At 32.2% G+C, this 14,852-nt stretch carries 12 protein-coding genes; 7 read left to right on the top strand and 5 right to left on the bottom strand.

All coding sequences use genetic code 11. The features are described from left to right. Positions 1 to 105 precede the first annotated feature (105 nt). From BMZ09_RS06445 to BMZ09_RS06415, 6 genes are all read left to right on the top strand, one after another. Entirely contained in the window at positions 106 to 462 is a 357-nt protein-coding gene (locus tag BMZ09_RS06445; protein ID WP_090838948.1) for an endonuclease domain-containing protein, read from the top strand. 746 nt (positions 463 to 1,208) lie between these two features. Then, positions 1,209 to 1,781, top strand: coding sequence for a Crp/Fnr family transcriptional regulator (locus tag BMZ09_RS06435; protein ID WP_090838677.1), 573 nt, complete (start codon positions 1,209 to 1,211; stop codon positions 1,779 to 1,781). Between the two features lie 60 nt (positions 1,782 to 1,841). Next, positions 1,842 to 2,579, top strand: a complete 738-nt coding sequence (locus BMZ09_RS06430) for an acyl-CoA desaturase (protein WP_090838675.1) — start codon at positions 1,842 to 1,844, stop codon at positions 2,577 to 2,579. 88 nt (positions 2,580 to 2,667) lie between these two features. Then, positions 2,668 to 4,293: a tetratricopeptide repeat-containing sensor histidine kinase gene (locus BMZ09_RS06425; protein WP_143067790.1), complete on the top strand. Its 1,626-nt coding sequence runs from the start codon at positions 2,668 to 2,670 to the stop codon at positions 4,291 to 4,293. A 3-nt stretch (positions 4,294 to 4,296) separates the two neighbouring features. Next, a complete protein-coding gene (locus tag BMZ09_RS06420; RefSeq protein WP_090838670.1) occupies positions 4,297 to 4,962 on the top strand; it encodes a response regulator transcription factor in 666 nt (221 codons plus the stop codon). A 724-nt stretch (positions 4,963 to 5,686) separates the two neighbouring features. Then, positions 5,687 to 6,451, top strand: coding sequence for an NYN domain-containing protein (locus BMZ09_RS06415; protein ID WP_090838668.1), 765 nt, complete (start codon positions 5,687 to 5,689; stop codon positions 6,449 to 6,451). 73 nt (positions 6,452 to 6,524) lie between these two features. Here the strand turns inward: BMZ09_RS06415 and BMZ09_RS06410 are convergent, their stop codons facing one another. The 4 genes from BMZ09_RS06410 to BMZ09_RS06395 all read right to left on the bottom strand — a co-directional run bounded on the left by BMZ09_RS06410 (position 6,525) and on the right by BMZ09_RS06395 (position 12,652). Beyond that, a complete protein-coding gene (locus BMZ09_RS06410) occupies positions 6,525 to 7,160 on the bottom strand; it encodes a 3'-5' exonuclease (protein ID WP_090838665.1) in 636 nt (211 codons plus the stop codon). After that, positions 7,160 to 9,061, bottom strand: a complete 1,902-nt coding sequence (locus BMZ09_RS06405) for a DUF294 nucleotidyltransferase-like domain-containing protein (protein ID WP_090838664.1) — start codon at positions 9,059 to 9,061, stop codon at positions 7,160 to 7,162. The genes BMZ09_RS06410 and BMZ09_RS06405 overlap by 1 nt, the downstream gene beginning before the upstream one ends. Before the next feature lie 175 nt (positions 9,062 to 9,236). Beyond that, entirely contained in the window at positions 9,237 to 11,063 is a 1,827-nt protein-coding gene (locus BMZ09_RS06400; protein WP_090838663.1) for a cytochrome-c peroxidase, read from the bottom strand. A 74-nt stretch (positions 11,064 to 11,137) separates the two neighbouring features. Next, positions 11,138 to 12,652 (bottom strand): hypothetical protein, encoded by a 1,515-nt coding sequence (locus BMZ09_RS06395; RefSeq protein WP_090838661.1) that lies wholly within the window; start codon positions 12,650 to 12,652, stop codon positions 11,138 to 11,140. Between the two features lie 275 nt (positions 12,653 to 12,927). Between BMZ09_RS06395 and BMZ09_RS06390 the strand changes: the two genes are divergently transcribed. Then, positions 12,928 to 13,560 (top strand): MarC family NAAT transporter, encoded by a 633-nt coding sequence (locus BMZ09_RS06390; RefSeq protein ID WP_090838946.1) that lies wholly within the window; start codon positions 12,928 to 12,930, stop codon positions 13,558 to 13,560. Here the strand turns inward: BMZ09_RS06390 and BMZ09_RS06385 are convergent. Then, the gene (locus BMZ09_RS06385) at positions 13,550 to 14,773 is read right to left on the bottom strand and encodes a multidrug effflux MFS transporter (protein ID WP_090838659.1); all 1,224 of its coding nucleotides are present in this window, start codon (positions 14,771 to 14,773) and stop codon (positions 13,550 to 13,552) included. The genes BMZ09_RS06390 and BMZ09_RS06385 overlap by 11 nt on opposite strands. Positions 14,774 to 14,852: the final 79 nt, after the last annotated feature.

Genomic DNA, 14,852 nt, shown 5'->3' with positions numbered 1-14,852 from the left:
AAGCATGGGTTCGGAAGGGTTAAACATAAGAGTAATCAAACACAAGTCAATCACAAACCCCTTAAAATATATTTTCATAACTTTAGTTATTCAATAGATGTAAAAATGAAACCCATACATAATCGTAATTACTTAGAAGATAAAAGAAAAGCACTCCGTAAAGATTTGACGTCTGCTGAGGCAACACTATGGAATCATTTAAAACAAAAACAGTTAGAAGGACGTAAATTTAGAAGGCAACATAGTATATTAAATTATATCGTTGATTTTTATTGTCCAAAAGAAAAGTTGATCATTGAGTTGGATGGTGGCTATCATTTGCGTTTTGAACAACAATTAAAAGATTACGAACGTGATGAGGTTTTAAATAATTTAGGATTTACTATTTTCAGAATTGAGAACAAATTTATTTTTGAGGATTTGGATTATGTACTTAATGGTATAAAAGCTTGTTTTAAATAGTAGTAAGCAATAACCACCTCTTTCTTTAAAATTCTTTTAAGGGAATTTTAAATTCATTCTCCTCCTTAAAAAATAGGAGGAGAATTTTACTCGACTGTTCTTACTTTTCTTTTTTATTTTTAACTATTACACAAAAATAATTAAACCTCAGTAAGCCCCAAGAGTATGTAAATCCTTCCCTTTTTTTCAGGGAAGGTGGATTCATGCTTTCTAAAAAGCATGGATTCGGAAGGGTTTTTCTTAGTAGTAATGAAGACCACCTCTTTCTTTAAAATTCTTTTAAGGGAATTTTAAATTCATTCTCCTCCTTAAAAAATAGGAGGAGAATTTTACTCGGCTGTTCTTGTTTTTCTGTTTTATTTTTAACTATTACACAAAAATAATTAAACCTCAGTAAGCCCCAAGAGTATGTAAATCCTTCCCTTTTTTTCAGGGAAGGTGGATTCATGCTTTCTAAAAAGCATGGATTCGGAAGGGTTTTTCTTAGTAGTAATGAAGACCACCTCTTTCTTTAAAATTCTTTTAAGGGAATTTTAAATTCATTCTCCTCCTTAAAAAAAAGGAGGAGAGTTTTACTCGGCTGTTCTTGCTTTTCTGTTTTATTTTGAACTATTAGTTACCTAAAAACTCAGAAGTAATGTGTTTAATTATGATATCGATCATATATAATCAAACTACGATGGTATTTAAGTCAATTTTAATATAACTCTTAAATTATATAGCGATATTTGCAGTGACAAGCAAATATGATAAACATTAGAGAGTATATAGAAAAAACAGTTGCCGTTTCTGATGCAGATTGGCAGTTATTTTCTTCTAAATTAAAAGTCAGAACGTTTAAAAAGAAAACGACTATTCTTGGGGTAGGAGAGACTGAAAACTATATCTCGTTTATTGAGGAAGGTATCGCACGCTTTTTAATTCCGAAGGAAGATGAAGAAAAAGATTTAACCTTTGGGTTTTGTTTCAAAAACGAATTTGTCAGTGCTTATGATTCTTTTTTGACAAGAAAACCATCACTTTATAAGTTGCAAGCGTTATCGGACATTATAATGTGGAGTATCTCTCATGAAGATTTACAAGAAGTGTATGAGAAAAGTTTTGCAGGTAATGTTATTGGACGTTTATCCTCAGAGCGTCTATTTTTAATCAAATCAAAACGTGAGCAATCCCTGTTAAACGAATCAGCAGAAGAGCGTTATCTTAATTTGTTTACAGAACGTCCTAATTTGATAAAAGAGATTCCGTTAAAGTATGTAGCATCTTACATTGGGGTTACACCACAAGCGTTAAGCAGAATTAGGAAACGTATTTCTTAACTTAGGTTCATTTTTATTCAACCTATTATTATAGACCTTTGCAAAATTAAAGCAAGGACTATGACTATTATTATATTTATTATCATTTTATGGTATACAGGTTTGTTCTTTCAAACCTTCTTTTTACACAGATACGCAGCACACCAAACGTTTACAATGTCTAAATTTACAGAGCGCGTTTGCTTTGTGCTAACATGGGTATTTCAGGGATCTAATTATTTAAGCGCTTATGGATATGGAGTAATGCACAGGATGCACCATGCCTATGCGGATACAGAGAAAGACCCACACTCACCTAAATATGATAGTAACTTATTTACTATGATGTGGCGTACTAAAAATATTTATCAGGATATTAATAAAAAACGTATTGCAGTAGCAGATAAGTTTACTAAAAACGTACCACAATGGAAAGCGTTTGACAAAATAGCAAGCTCTAGAATTTCAAGATTATCCTGGGCTACAGCTTATATTGTGTTTTTTATTGTTTTTGCAACAGCTTGGTGGCAATGGTTATTTTTACCTGTAGCCTTTTTTATGGCTCCAATCCATGGTGTTATTATTAACTGGTTTGCTCATATTTACGGATACCGTAACTTTAAAGTTAGCGATACTTCAAAAAATTTATTACCAATAGATATTTTAATGATGGGAGAAGGCTATCATAACAACCACCACTCGCATAGTGGACGCGCTAATTTTGGTGTACGTTGGTTTGAAATTGATTTCACTTATTTAATAATGGTGGTTTTAGATAAACTACATATTATTAAAATCAAGAAAACAGTAAACGTCTAGACTCTTGGTCTTAAATGATTTAAAATAAACACTATATTTTTTGTTAAACAGTTTAAACTAACTAAAAATTAGTTGCTATTTTAGAGGAATGAAATTTATAAAATATTCATTCCTCTTTTTTGTGTTCTTATTTGTTGTAAACAAAGGGTTTGCACAAGAAAAAACAGATAGCATAGCTTATTATGTGACTAAAATAAGTCAAGTAAATACTAGTAATGACTTAGAAAAAGCTTACCAGTTTTTTCAAAATAATAAATTGAATGCTTTAAAAAACAAGCACAAAGTACAAGTCGTTTATAATCTTTTTCAATTATCTAAAATAGACTATAAATTTGGGTTTTATAATACAAGCGAAGCAAATGCTGTAGAGGCATTATCTATTTTAGATCAGATAAAAAAAACAACATATAATAACACACTTAGGCGATCGCTTTACAATCATTTAGGAAAAGTTTACAAAGAAAAAAACATGTATACTTTGGCTTATGATAAGTATAATCAAGCTTTAGCATTGACTAAAAGTGCATTGGATAGTTTAATTGTCTACAATAATATCTCTAATATATTAAAAGATAAAACAGATTTTGTAGCTGCAGAACAGTTGTTATCTAATACAGTAAATATGTTTAATCGTGTTGAAAGTCCTATTGAAAAAGCTAGACTACTAGATAATTTAGGTTTAGTTCAGCTTAAGCTGAATAAAGAGAGTGCTTTTAACACATTAAGTCAAGCCTTAGCACTTAGAGAGGCTTCTAAAAGTACGTTAAGCTTATACCCAAGTTATAAAAGTTTTTCTAAATATTATTTAGCACATAAAGATACTGCACAAGCTAAGGTTTTTGCGCTCAAAGCATATAATGTCGCAAATCAGGTTAATAGTTTGTCTTATAAGTTAGATGCAATAAAACTAAGATTACAATTAGGGGATTATGAGTTGTCTAATCAGTATTTTAAATGGAATGATAGTTTGGAGTTAGTTAAGCAGCATAACCAAAACAAGTTTGCATTGTTAAAGTACAATGTTGGGCAAAGCGAGTTAAAGTCGCAAGTAGAAAAGACCAAAAAGCAGCAGTTTCAATTTATAGCACTGTTAATATTAGTTGTTGCTATTTCTCTCTTTTTTATATTACAATCAAAGCATAAAAAAGAAAAGCTACAAGAAGTGTATGCTACTGAAACTCGGATTTCCAAAAAAGTCCATGATGAGGTTGCTAATGATGTGTATCAAGTAATGACAAAACTACAAGGTCAAACTATAGAGAAAGAAGTTGTTTTAGACGATTTAGAGCATATTTATATAAAAACTAGAGATATTTCTAGAGAAAATAGCACAATTGATGTAAACCAAGATTTTGAAGATTTACTGATAGATTTATTACAAAGCTATAAGAGTGAATCTGTTAATATCATCACCAAAGACATCTCTAAAATAGATTGGAAAACAGTTTCTGAAATCAAAAAAACAACTATTTATAGGGTGTTACAAGAATTGATGACTAATATGAAGAAGCACAGTCAAGCATCCATCGTCGTTTTGGTGTTCAATAAAAAAAATAAAAAAATAGAAGTAAATTATAAGGATAATGGCGTTGGAAGCGCAGAAAAAAAACAAAATGGTTTGCAAAATGCGGAAAACCGTATTCAAAGCATAAATGGAACAATTACATTTGACTCAGATATTAACCAAGGCTTTAAAGCCTTTTTTATTGTGTAGCGTATGTTTGAAAAAGTATTGATTTCTGATGATTTAGGAAGTATTAATCAAGGTGTAGTAACGGTATTAGATAGTTTAGCAATTAAAAACGTGCATCAAGTCCAGTATTGTGACGATGCGTATCTTAAAATTAAGAAGGCTAGCATGGATCAGGAGCCTTTTGATTTACTAATTACAGATTTATCCTTTGTGTCAGATCATAGGGATCAAATATATAGTTCTGGTGAAGCATTAGTAAAAGCGCTGAAGCAAGAATATCCAGAGTTAAAAATCATTGTATATTCCGTAGAAGACCGCTTACAACGCGTCAGAACGTTAATAAATAACTACAATGCTAATGCTTATGTTTGTAAAGGTAGACGTGGATTGATCGAGCTAGGTAAAGCTATTACGTCTGTATATGACAATCATAGCTATTTATCTCCTCAGGTGGAGCGTGCGTTAAGTCCAAAATCCAATTTAGAAATAGACGATTACGATGTAGAACTGATACGTCTGCTATCTCTAGGATTATCTCAAGAACAGATAGGCACTCATTTAAAATCTAAAAACATATCTCCAAACAGTTTAAGTTCTATAGAAAAGCGCTTAAATAAACTTAGAATACAGTTTAAGGCAAATAATGCTATTCATTTAGTGGCTATTGTCAAGGATTTAGGACTAATTTGAAAATAAAAACACCTGTTTACGGGAAACCGTAAAACACAAACTAAGAGAATGCTTAAAATTGCATGTTATTAGTTAATAATTTTTTTAAAAGGGAAAATTAGAGGCCGACAGTAATGTTTGCCTCTTTTTTTATGGTTTGCGGTTTTCCGTAAAGAATACCGTTTTAATCGTTTTATTTTTGAGCAGACTTTTATTAAAATCTTGATAGGAATCCTTTTAGTACTACTCTAAACTATAGATAACGTACTAATAAAAGGATTGAGTTAATAGAGGTAAAATAGCTATTAATCAATGTTGTTCATTTATTTTAAAGCCTTACGTAATAACCAGTAAGGCTTTTTTTTAGGACTATAATTTAAAAAATCAACCGCTTTATGTGGTGTTACTCTGTCTTTCTAATTTAATGATTAATCTAATAAAATGATTATTACCGTGTTTGTATTATCATTTTCACTACATTTAAATCACAATTGTAAAATTAATTTATAAAACATAAAGTCATGGCTAAGTCTCAAGATTCAAAAAAGAATGTAAAAAAAGAAGCAACATTAACACCTAAAGAAAAAAAAGCAGCAAAATTAGCTAAAAAGGCGGCTCGTAAATAATAGCTTAATTATAGAATAACAAAAACCACTCTAATTTAGAGTGGTTTTTTCCTTTAAACACTATATCTTTAGTGTTGTAAAAGGATATCAATTTAAAAAGAATTAAAACGCTTAAAACTATGGATATAAAATTAGCAGTACTTATTGATGGAGACAATATACCATCCGCTTACGTAAAAGAAATGATGGAAGAGATTGCTAAATACGGTAACCCTACTATAAAACGTATTTATGGCGATTGGACCAAGCCAAATCTTAACAAGTGGAAAAGTTTATTGTTAGAAAATGCAATAACGCCAATACAACAGTACGGGTATACCACAGGTAAGAATGCGACGGATTCTGCTATGATTATCGATGCTATGGATATATTATATTCTCAAAAGGTAGATGGTTTTTGTTTAGTGTCTAGTGATAGCGATTTTACGCGTCTTGCAACGCGTTTACGTGAAGCTGGCATGAAAGTATATGGGATTGGAGAAAAGAAGACACCAAATCCTTTTATAGTGGCTTGTGATAAGTTTATTTACATCGAAATACTTAAAAATCTATCTGAAGACACAACATCTGAAGCAACCACTAAGTCTGCGACACCAAAAAACAACTACGATACCATTACTGCAAAAGAAATTAAATTTATAACCTCTACCATTGATGATGTTGCAGATGATGATGGATGGGCTTTTTTAGGAGATGTTGGAAGTTTGTTACAGAAGAAACAGCCTAATTTTGACTCAAGAAACTATGGCTTTCAAAAATTAACACCGTTAATTAAATCGATTCCTGCAATTGAGATTGAAAGGAGAGAAGCGTCAAAAGGACGTACAAAATTAATTTACGTTAGAATAAAAGAGGTCAAGTCTAAAGTTAAAAGTCGTAAATAGTATAACTAATAAATGATTATCTAAAACATAATACAACGACTATTGTCACTATAGAGATAAGTGTCGTGTTAATTTAAAAATCGCGTAATTTTAATTCGCGATTTTTTTTGGTTTTAAGTAAAGCGGACAATTTAAGAAATAAAATAGCGGTTAAATAAGCATCACCAGAAGCTGTATGTCGGTCATGCATAGTAATATTAAACAAATGGCATAATGCGTCTAAGCTATAGTGTTTTTGATTTTTAACGTACTTTGTTTTTTTATAGAGTTGTCCGGTATCAATAACCTTGTTTTTTAACTTAGGTAACGCCATCTGTTTTAAAGCTTGATTTATCATAGCGACATCAAAAGCAGCATGATGTGCTACTAAAACGGCATTTTTTATGTAATCTAAAAACTGAATAATAGCGTCGTGTTGATTTATTTTTACGATTGTTCCGTTTTTTAAAATCCCATGTATTTTTACAGTGTCTGCGTTAAATTGAGTTTGGATTATGTAACGTTCAAAACTATCAGCAACGTCAATAGCACCGTTTGTAATGGCAACGCAACCAATGGATAGTATTTTATCTGTTTTTGGCTGTAAACCCGTAGTTTCTGTGTCAAAAACAACAAATCTAGTGGTGTCTAAGCTGTTGTTTGGATGTGTAAAAGTTTCCGCGTAAGCGTTATAAAAATCGGGATATATATGACGCTTAAACCAACCCATTATAAGATTTGAGACAGTTTAAAACGCACGTTTAATAGCTCTTGAATATCTTTGATAGGTTTAAAACAGCCTTTTAGTTTTAGTTTATTGGATTTACTTAGATTTTTGACATCTATATAACGTCCAGAATCACCATGTTTTAGGCCTTGTTTTGTTCTAAAACGTAATAATATTCTGAAAGCATAAATACAAGACTCATACAACTCTTTATTTTGTGGTTCTAGTTCAATTAACTTCTGGTAGCGGGCAATAGTACTATTAAAATCTTTGACATTATGTGATAAAATAATAACTCGGGCGGCGTCAACTAATGGCATTATTGCTCGAGATTTGATATCAAATTGATCTTTATGTTCTCCTGTATCTTCCACCAAGAAACTTCTAAAAAAGCTTAAAGGTGGTGGGTTTTTTAAGGCATTGCGACCCATAAAATTTAAGAAAATAGTATAGTTATCAATTGCCTGAAAGATGCTGTCCGACATTTGACTAACCAAACTTGGTTTTCCGTAAACGATATTGTAGTCAAAAAAGATGTTGCAAAGCATCATTTTGTCTTCGTTAGGATGCGTAATCCAATTGGTGAATTGTGATTGCCAGTCCGATACAGATAAGCACCATTTGGGATTGCTAGCCATCATATTTGCAGGACATAATTCAAAACCGACTATCGCTAATTTATCATTTACTGCTTTTGCTAATTTTAAAAAATAGGCTTTGGTTTTGGTTTCTTCAATACCATCTTCGTACACCAAAGCATTGTCTTGATCTGTGTATAATAATTGTTCTTTTCTACCTTGACTTCCAATAGCTAGCCAAGCAAAACCTACTGGTGGTTGTTTATCTAATTCTGCAATTGACAAATCAATAACACGTTTGGTTATGGCGTCGTTTATTGCTGATATTATCTTGGAAACAAAGCTTATAGGGATATTTTGTTTAAGATACCCTTTAAGCAGTTCTTGAGCTTTTTCTCTGATAAATTTTAATGATTTTGCAGTGGTTGCACGTTTGATTTCTTTAATTAAAACCGATGGGTTGTTACCATGTATTACTATAATATCGTGCTCTGATAAGATGCCAATTAATTCAGAATGTATTGTACCATCTCTAGTGATGCATAAATGCGAAATATCATTTTTTAGCATCGCAATTTGTGCTTCTGCGACAGATATGTTTTCTGGAAAAGTAATTACGGGTGAAGACATGATAGCTTCAACGTCTTCCGTAATTGAATGTAATCCAGTGGCTATTTTATTGCGTAAATCTTTATCTGTAATTATACCAATTGGTAATTTGTCTTCTGTAATAATTATGGAGCCAACTTTATTCTGACTCATAATTAAAGAGGCTTCTTTTATGCTAATTTGTGTATTACAAACTATTGGGTTTTTAGAATATTTGGCAGATTGTACTTCTGTAAAAGCAGACGTTTCGGGTTTTAAAATGGCTTCGTTAGCAAATAGTGTCCCTTTGTCTTCATTACTGTAAGGGTTACGCGTATTGGTTGCAAAACTGGCTATTAAAAACTGATTTGCTTTGGGATTATTATTAATTATGTCTTCTAATAATTTTGAAGAAATACTATACAATATACTTTCTTCAATAGTTTTAGCGTCTAATAAGTAGTGGTCTTTACGGATTACTGCGCGTAAACCAAAAATATCACCTTCGTCACATTCGTCCACCAATTTTGTGCCTCTAAATACGCCAACAGCACCATCCTTTACAACGTAAAAGGAATCATGTAATTCTTCATTTTGTCTAAAAACAAAACTATCCTTTTCTAGGTATAACACTTTGACTTGAGACGCAATAGCAAACAATTGATCATGAGTTAAGGCGTCAAAAGGAGGGAAGTTTTTAAGGAAATCTAAAATACGTTCAGCAATGGTGTTCTTCATCTTACTAATTTATGCAAAATTAATATGAAAAATGCTGAGTATTATCATGAATTTTTTAAAGTCTGTGATTGGCTTTTTATTTTCTTTAAAAGGAAGGCTATTTAGTATAATTTTATAGCTATTATTTTGAAGTAACCTAAAGTAATAGGCTACTTCAAATAAAGATAACCGGCTTTTATAGTGGTTGTTTTAATGTGTTAATTTTAGGAACGTCCGTTAAAGTTTCTAGGTAAGCTATAATGGCTTGTTGCTCCGTTTCTGTCAGGTTTAAATTATCAAATGGAAGGGTTTGGTGTTCTAAATCAAATCCTAATCCACCACCGCCACCAAGGTTGTAAAAATTAAGAACGTCTTCTAAAGTATTATAAACGCCATTATGCATGTATGGTCCTGTAATGGCTATATTTCTTACAGTTGGTGTTTTAAACATACCTTTATGTAGGTCTTCTTTATATTTATAATAGAAACCAGAATCGTCATCTAGTTTATTATTTTTTGCTGTTTTTGGTACACCAATAACTTCTTTTTCGGTTTCAGTAAAAAAAGGAGGTACAGTTCCGCTAGTTAGTGGCATAAAATGGCATGTAGCGCATAAAGCCTTTCCCATAAATAGGTTATAACCTAAGGTTTCTTCATCTGTAAAATTATCAAGTTCTCCTCTAATATTTTTATCAAATTTAGAGTCAAAACCGTTTAATGTAGATATGTAAGAAGATAGTGCTTTTATAACATTGGTGTTGTTTTTTGGAACTTGTCCATAGGCTTCTTTAAATAATTTAATGTAGGTAGTGTCTTGCAGAATAGCTTCAGAAAACGTGTGAACATTAGTATTAAACTCTTTGTCATTTAAAAATACAGATGAAATTTGTTCAATCATCGTTTCTGAGCGACCATCCCAAAAAAAGCTTTTTTGAAAGGCGCTGTTTATTAAAGTAGGTGTGTTACGTTGTAACTTGTTACCGTTATTGTCTAAGTTAACAGTCAACGCATCTGCATATCCTAACGCGGGACTATGGCAAGTGACACAAGCCATGCTGTTATTAGCAGATAGTTGTGTGTCAAAAAAAAGTTTTTCACCTAACGCGATTTGTTTGTCACTAGGATTTCTGTTTGTTGTTGTTGTAAAATAGTTTAAGTTGAAACTGTTGCTTTCAAAAAAAGTAGGCGCATCAAAATTAAAAGGCTCTGTATTGGTAGGCTTCCAAATATCTGCTGTTTTACGGATAGAAACCCAATGACGTGTGATTGGATTCAGGTAATCGCGTGTAAATGTAAACCTATCAAAACTATCAAAATCTTGATTTTGTTTGATGTAATTAATAGCCTTTAAAATTGAATTATTAAACGTGTCATCTAAGGTTTTGTTTTTTTTTAGAATAGAGGATTTAATGGTGTTATTATAAACGGTTTGTAGGCTTTTTAATGAAATAGCACTCTCTTTTATACCTAAATGGCTAACAGGTGTATCAAAACCCGACATACCTAAGCTTACAATGCGTAATAATTGTTGGTGTGTAGCTATAAAGAAGCGTTGTGGTGTTAACGCTCTGTTTTGCATATTTCCTTTTAGGATGGCAAATAAGCCTTGGGTAACATAAATTTCTTGATTAAAATCGGTGATGGATGTGTCTTGGTTATAAATGCTTTCTTCTATTTTTTGAAGACCAATTGGTTTTAAAATTTTACCAGTATCTTCTTTATAAACAGGAAGCGCAGGTCCATTAGTTCTGTGTCCAACTTCAGGATTTAAATATGACGCAAAAGGCTCTGCTTTTTTAAAAGCTTCTCTTGCTAATGTAAAGTAGTGTTTTGTGTTTTTACCCTTTAGACCTTCGACTTTTAAGCTATCTAAGTATTTGGAAGCAAGGTCTATATTTTCTATATAGTAATTTTGAGCTACCTTCCAATTAATGACATCTATGGTTTCGGTTTTATCGGTTTTACAAGCAGAAAGGCTTAATAGTAATGTTAGAATAATTAAAAACGAATGGTGTGATTTCATGTTAAGATTGTAATAAACAAAATGAATCTCCATTATAAAACGGAGATTCATTATTAATAATAAAAGACGTTGTCTTATCTAGGTAATCCTTGTAATAAAACGATTTGTCCACCTTGATTGTGTGGTAAGTTATTTGAGATAAACTCGTCACTTTTCCAGTAATGTGGTTGTAGGTTTAAGATAAAGGTATCAGGTACACCAACTTTGTCAGAAATATCAATTAATGCTCCAAACTCTCCTGATAAAGAAGTGCTTCCAGTAGGGGATAAGTTGCTTTCAATTTTTAAATCTAAAACGGCAGTTGGGTTGTTTCCTTCTAAATCTGTTTGGTAGATTCTAGCAGCATGTCCTCTAGAAAAAGAGTTAGGATCTTCTTGGATATAAATATAGTTTTCTGTCACACAAATATTATCTGGGCTTTGTAAGCTAGATAAGTTTCCGTCTTGATTGTTAGTGTCTGTATTACCACTTACCACTTGTGTTAATTGACCTTGTAAAGGGTTAGTGGCATCTAAGTTAAGTTTGTAAACTGTACCCCAATCATTGTAAGTTCCTGCTCCAGGACCTCTTCCAGTTACCGCAAAATAGACGTTTCTACCATTGGCATCGCTACCTTTTTGATAATCTACATCTTCTACACGCATAAATTGTGAAGCAAAGACACCAGTGCAAGCTGTTTCCATTTCGTTTTTGGTCATCGATGCACCATTTTCGATTTCTACAAACTCAACATCGTAAGTCATTCCAAAATCTAAGCTTCCTTCGTTATAAACTGTATTCGCAGTGACTGTTTGAACACCATTTGCGCCATCAGAAATTTCTTTTAAACGCAACACATATATTTTACCATTAGTTAAATCTGCATCGCCATTTTCTGATAAGTACATGATGACTTGACCTTCAGACCCACTAGAATCGTCGTCTCCACCAATAATTACCGTTTTACCAGCAAATGAGTTTTGAGGTAATGGCACTGCGTTTTCCCAAGAGAATTCGCCTAAAGCATCTAAACCAAAATCGGCAGTAGGCGTAGGCGTTTCTATCCAAGGATCGATAGCTTTAACATCGTATGCGATACTTTCTGAAGCAGATAAAAAGAAATCTTGAGATCCACCATGTATTGCAGCTTCCCACATTGTTCCCGAGCATTGTCTTGCAAAATCTGCAACTCCAGCGTTTAATAACCATTCTCCTTTAATGGGTCTCATGTTTTCGTCAAATCTGATTCTAGAGACACTATAATCGTCTTCTGCATTAACAACATAAATATATTCGTTACCATCTTTTAATAAACCCGCACCATCTTGTGCACCAACTAAACGGAATCCATTTGGTAAATAATCTGTTGAGCTAATTAATGAGTAAGCATTTACGTTACTAAAATTAGAGCTAATATTTACCAACGGATCTAATACAGATTTGTTAGTGAATAAGCCTTCTGGCGGTGTGTAATCTTGTCCATCTTGACCATCAATTCCGTCTAGACCGTTTGTTCCATCTAATCCATCTTCGCCTTCACAACCCAAAAGTCCAAATCCAAGACTTGTTAGGATACATAATTGAAAAAAACGTTGTTTAAATAATTTCATTTTGATTAATATTTTTAGTGGTTAATTTTAAGCAAAACTACAGTCAAGAGACTAATTGTATGTTACGTTAAAATGAATGAAATTTTAAGAAAACTTTACGCTAATGTTACTATGTAAACACTATGTTAAGTGTTGTTTTTGTGTGTTTAAAATACTGATAGTATGAGTGTTATGTTGTTTTTGATACGATTTTAGTGTTTACGTTTTAATTAAGATTAGTTAATGCTTTGGTAACTTTTATACTTTATAAAATCACGGAATTTGCAGAAAAAACAATGGAATTATTTTTAGTCGTATTTGGTGCTTTATTTTCAATAATGAATCCCTTAGGAACTGTCCCAGTATTTGTAGGTTTAACAGAAGAACTGAGCAAAAAAGAACGGTCTGTCACTGCTTTTTGGACAGCAATAGATGTTTTAGTGATTTTAGTACTTTCGTTTTTTGCAGGTCAATATATATTGTCTTTTTTTGGAATTAGTCTAAATGCTTTGAAGATAGCAGGAGGGCTGATAATTACCTCGTCTGGATTTGCTTTGTTAACGGGTAAGTTTAGAGAGCACAAAGGGATGAAGCGCAAAAAAGTGCAGGAGGATATACATACGCGTGATGCTATTAGTTTAACGCCCTTAGCTATACCTATGTTAGCGGGACCAGGGACCATCTCTTTATTAATAACTTATAATCAAGAATTTGTACTAACCTCTGAAATATTAATTATCGTAGGTGCAATTCTCTTGGCAACACTTGCGATATATATCATATTAAAAAGCGCTTATTTTATAGTTCGGTTTTTAGGTGCATCCGGTATAAATGCACTGTCCAGAATTATAGGTTTTATAGTAATAGCAATAGGTGTAGAGTATATTATATCTTCGGTTGTAGATATACTAACTTTAATTAAAGGATAGCTTCCTGACGTGCTTTTCGTTTTCTAGTGGATTTTATGTAAGTAAATATCATTAATGATAAGGTTCCAAATATGGTAAAACCAATAAATAATGGTAGCGCTGTATCTTTAACATAACTACCAATAAAGTTAGCAATTGGCACCGCCATTATTGTTGATACAAATCCCGTTATAGCAGCGCCAATTCCTGCAATATGACCAATAGGCTCCATTGCAATGGCTCTTAAATTCCCAAAAATAAAACCAATAGTAAAAAACTGAATAGCCATAAACAATAGTATTACAGTTAATGATGGGTTTGTAGCAGCATTCCAGAATAATAACACATATAATAAAGCATTGACACTAAATATTATAATAGCTAAATAAGATAATCGCCACATTCCTAAACGCATCACAAAGCTTCCGTTTAAAAAGGTTGATAAACCGACGCCACAAGCCAATCCTGCAAAGATGTATGGAAACTCATCTATTAAACCGTATTGGTTTTCAAAAATAACTTGAGACGCACTTAAATAAACAATAAAAGCACCAGAGATAAACCCAGAAATAATAGTAAATCCAATGGTTTCTTTATACTTTATTAACTCTTTTAAACCATCAATAAACTCATGGCTACTAAACTTTATTTTGTATTCAGGTTTAAGGGTTTCTGGTTGTCTTTTCCAAAACCAAATGCTGACTATAAATGCCATAACTAATTGGACATAAAATATACCAGTCCAATTATAATGGTTTAATATAAATTTTCCCATTACGGGCGCAATAACAGGAACTAAAATAAAAAACGTCGTTACAAAAGACATGATTTTGGCCATATAATCACCTTTAAACATATCTCTAATAATAGCAATTGCAATAGTTCTTGGTGCTGCTAAACCTATCCCTTGAAGGATACGACCAGCAACCATCATTTCTAAACTGTGCGAAAGTACACAAACAATACTACCTACTGCAAACACAGCAAAACCAATATATACGATTGGTTTTCGACCAAAACTATCGGATAAAGGTCCAAATAATAATTGCCCAAAACCTAAGCCTAAAAAGATCATGGTAATTAGTAACTGATTATTACCCGTATCAAAACTATTAATAGAGATACCAATTGCTGACATTGCAGGTAAAATGGCATCTATTGCTAAAGCTACAATAGACATTAGCGACGCCATTAATATGATAAATTCTAGTTTTACAGTCTGTTTTTCTTGCATGCAGCAAAAGTAGGATAAAAAAGAATTATCCTTGGTTTAATTAGTGTGAAATAGGTGTTAAAATAGACCCAATTAATTA

The sequence above is a fragment of the Olleya namhaensis genome, from assembly GCF_900114005.1.
GTDB lineage: Bacteria > Bacteroidota > Bacteroidia > Flavobacteriales > Flavobacteriaceae > Olleya > Olleya namhaensis.
This window is presented reverse-complemented; position numbering and strand designations above follow the sequence as displayed.

What these genes read in the sequence shown, in the direction of transcription:
- BMZ09_RS06435 (WP_090838677.1), top strand. Translation starts at nt 1,209, where the DNA reads ATGATAAACATTAGAGAGTATATAGAAAAAACAGTTGCCGTTTCTGAT.
- BMZ09_RS06405 (WP_090838664.1), bottom strand. Translation starts at nt 9,061, where the DNA reads ATGAAGAACACCATTGCTGAACGTATTTTAGATTTCCTTAAAAACTTC.
- BMZ09_RS06445 (WP_090838948.1), top strand. Translation starts at nt 106, where the DNA reads ATGAAACCCATACATAATCGTAATTACTTAGAAGATAAAAGAAAAGCA.
- BMZ09_RS06395 (WP_090838661.1), bottom strand. Translation starts at nt 12,652, where the DNA reads ATGAAATTATTTAAACAACGTTTTTTTCAATTATGTATCCTAACAAGT.
- BMZ09_RS06420 (WP_090838670.1), top strand. Translation starts at nt 4,297, where the DNA reads ATGTTTGAAAAAGTATTGATTTCTGATGATTTAGGAAGTATTAATCAA.
- BMZ09_RS06425 (WP_143067790.1), top strand. Translation starts at nt 2,668, where the DNA reads ATGAAATTTATAAAATATTCATTCCTCTTTTTTGTGTTCTTATTTGTT.
- BMZ09_RS06410 (WP_090838665.1), bottom strand. Translation starts at nt 7,160, where the DNA reads ATGGGTTGGTTTAAGCGTCATATATATCCCGATTTTTATAACGCTTAC.
- BMZ09_RS06400 (WP_090838663.1), bottom strand. Translation starts at nt 11,063, where the DNA reads ATGAAATCACACCATTCGTTTTTAATTATTCTAACATTACTATTAAGC.
- BMZ09_RS06385 (WP_090838659.1), bottom strand. Translation starts at nt 14,773, where the DNA reads ATGCAAGAAAAACAGACTGTAAAACTAGAATTTATCATATTAATGGCG.
- BMZ09_RS06390 (WP_090838946.1), top strand. Translation starts at nt 12,928, where the DNA reads ATGGAATTATTTTTAGTCGTATTTGGTGCTTTATTTTCAATAATGAAT.
- BMZ09_RS06415 (WP_090838668.1), top strand. Translation starts at nt 5,687, where the DNA reads ATGGATATAAAATTAGCAGTACTTATTGATGGAGACAATATACCATCC.
- BMZ09_RS06430 (WP_090838675.1), top strand. Translation starts at nt 1,842, where the DNA reads ATGACTATTATTATATTTATTATCATTTTATGGTATACAGGTTTGTTC.